The 2,811-nt window shown below is 54.9% G+C and carries 2 protein-coding genes and 1 pseudogene; all 3 read left to right on the top strand.

Going from position 1 to position 2,811, the window contains the following annotated elements:
* On the top strand, window positions 1-532 hold a 532-nt coding region (locus H8Q75_RS08785), incomplete at its 5' end, for a hypothetical protein (protein WP_297041163.1).
* Between the two features lie 50 nt (window positions 533-582).
* Complete coding sequence (locus H8Q75_RS08790; RefSeq protein WP_024125971.1) at window positions 583-1,680, top strand: quinone-dependent dihydroorotate dehydrogenase; 1,098 nt, start codon at window positions 583-585, stop codon at window positions 1,678-1,680.
* A gap of 83 nt (window positions 1,681-1,763) precedes the next feature.
* Window positions 1,764-2,811 (top strand): annotated as a pseudogene (locus tag H8Q75_RS08795) (1,4-alpha-glucan branching enzyme); the annotation flags it as partial.

Raw genomic sequence — 2,811 nt, forward strand, 5'->3', positions numbered from 1 at the left:
CCCCCAAACCCCACCCCCCGAAGAACCCACAGCCAAAGCTGGTCGTCCCCCCCGTCGCAGCAATCCGCCCACCAAGGAAAATAGCGGTCAAATGGTCTCCCTCGCCGAAAAAACGGCGCTTGCCCCCGCCGGCACCACCCAAGCCAGTGACATTGTGGTGTGGCAAACCTTTAATAGTGCCGGCCTACGCCCCATTGAGGCCAGTCCGGTGCAAGTGGTGCACATGATCAAAGATGCCGGTGAGCGGCCTGTGCTCAGCAGTGGCCTGCAAATCTACGACAGCATCAACTCCGCTGGTATTCGCCCCATTGTGGCAACCAATTTCCGGGTGGTTGAAACCCTCAACATCATGGGGGTGCGGCCAGTGGCGGCGGATGACTTTGAAATTGTTGAGACAGTGAATTGGATGGGCATTCGTCCGATTACCACCAGTGGCCTACACATTGCTGAAACCTACTATTCCGCTGGAGAGCGTCCCATTGCCTCCAATATCATTGATGATTCCCCTGTCCTCATGGGCTATCTGGACTAGGGTGACCGTGTTGCCAGTTTGCCCTTTTAGGTGAGGCAGTGGCAGTTTAGATGGCCATTGATCCCTATCGGCACCTGCTGCGGCCACTGCTTTTTTCTGGGTTGCAGGCGGATCCAGAATTTTTGCATCAGCAGTTTATCTCTCTCTGTGGGTGGCTCAATCAAGATCGTTCCCTAGGCACTTGGCTACGGCAACAACTCCAGCAACGGTATGCCCTTTCAGACCCCCGCCTAGAGCGGCAGGTGTGGGGGTTGCGCTTTCCGAACCCCATTGGTTTGGCAGCGGGGTTTGATAAGAATGGGGTTGCCCGCAGTGTCTGGTCGGCCTTTGGCTTTGGCTTTGCTGAATTGGGCACCGTTACGTGGCATCCGCAGCCGGGCAATCCTCGGCCGCGCCTCTTTCGCCTAGGGGCCGATCGCGCTGTCATCAATCGCATGGGGTTTAATAATGCTGGGGCAGAGGCGATGGCTGCCTCCTTAGAGCGATCGCCCCCACCCAATATTCCCATCGGCATTAACCTAGGCAAATCAAAAATTACCCCTTTGGAGGCCGCCAAAGAGGATTACTTAGCCAGTTTTCGCCGCCTCCATCCCCTGGGGGATTATTTCGTGATTAATGTGAGTTCGCCCAACACACCGGGACTGCGGGACCTGCAAGCCAAGGAACAACTGGAACCCATTTTGGAAACGCTCCAAACCGCCAATCACCCCCGCAAGCCCCTGCTGCTGAAAATTGCCCCCGATTTGAGTTGGGAACAGATTGCTGCCATTCTTGATCTCCTGCAGGCCTATGAACTTGCCGGGATTGTAGCCACCAATACCACCGTGGCACGGGAGGGGCTGAAAAGCCAGACTATTCCTCAGACGGGGCGATCGCCCGCGGCGGAGGCCGGCGGTCTCAGTGGCGCCCCTTTGCGCGATCGCGCTACCGCCGTGATTCGCTTTATCCACAAGCAGACCCAAGGCACTCTGCCGATCATTGGGGTAGGGGGGATTTTCACGCCCGAGGATGTCATTGAAAAACTGGCGGCCGGTGCAACCCTAGTGCAACTCTACACCGGTTGGATTTACCAAGGACCGAGCCTATTGCGGGAGCTACTCAAAGGACTCTTAGCCCACGCAGCCGATCCAGAGAAACCAGAGAAATAGCCTTCATACCCTTGTCAAGGGGAGCATTCTGATTGTTAACTTTTCTATAGTATTGTCCCTATATTTTACGAAAGTATAAAAATATGACCGTTTCGCCCGAGCAGATTGACCGCATTGTTTCCAACCAGCACCACGATCCCTTTGAAATTTTGGGATGTCATCAGATTCAGGAAAATGGCCAATCCGTGTGGGCGGTACGTGCCTACTTACCGAATGCCGAGCGGGTGAGTGTCCTCTGTCCCGAGCAGCGGCAAGAATATCCGATGACGTCGGTGCACCACCCCCACTTCTTCGAGTGCCATATTCCCGTAGCAGAACTCAATAACTACCAACTAAAAATCTGCGAAAATGGCCACGAGCGGGTTATCTATGACCCCTATGCCTTCCGCTCTCCAAAGCTGACGGATTTTGATGTTCATCTCTTTGCCGAGGGTAATCACCACCGCATCTATGAAAAACTAGGGGCACACCTGCTCACAGTCGATGGCGTCGCGGGGGTGTATTTCGCCGTCTGGGCACCGAATGCCCGCAATGTCTCTGTCATTGGTAACTTTAACCACTGGGATGGCCGCAAACACCAAATGGCACGACGGGGCAATGGCATCTGGGAACTCTTTATCCCCGGGTTGGGTGTCGGCGAGCACTATAAGTACGAAATTAAGAACCAAGAGGGCCACATCTACGAAAAATCAGATCCCTACGGCTTCTACCAAGAACCGCGTCCCAAGACTGCTTCCATTGTCACCGACCTCAATAGCTACCAATGGGGCGACAACGACTGGCTAGAAAAACGGCGCCACACCGACCCCCTTACCCAACCGATTTCTGTCTATGAGGTGCACCTCGGATCGTGGCTCCATGCCTCCATGGAGGATCCCCCCATTGGGGCCGATGGCCAACCCCAAGAACCCGTACAGGTGGCAGAACTCAAGCCCTGGGCACGCTTTCTCACCTATCGTGAATTGGCGGCCAAACTTATTCCCTACGTCAAGGAATTGGGCTACACCCACATTGAACTTTTGCCCGTTGCTGAGCATCCCTTCGATGGCTCTTGGGGCTACCAAGTGACTGGCTACTATGCCCCCACATCCCGCTATGGCAGTCCCCACGACTTTATGTATTTCGTGGATC

The sequence above is a fragment of the Thermosynechococcus sp. OHK43 genome (assembly GCF_014466085.1).
In the GTDB taxonomy this organism is placed as follows: Bacteria; Cyanobacteriota; Cyanobacteriia; order Thermosynechococcales; family Thermosynechococcaceae; genus Thermosynechococcus.

Excerpts from the sequence above, each read along its gene's own strand:
- H8Q75_RS08790 (WP_024125971.1), top strand. The coding sequence starts at position 583 with ATGGCCATTGATCCCTATCGGCACCTGCTGCGGCCACTGCTTTTTTCT.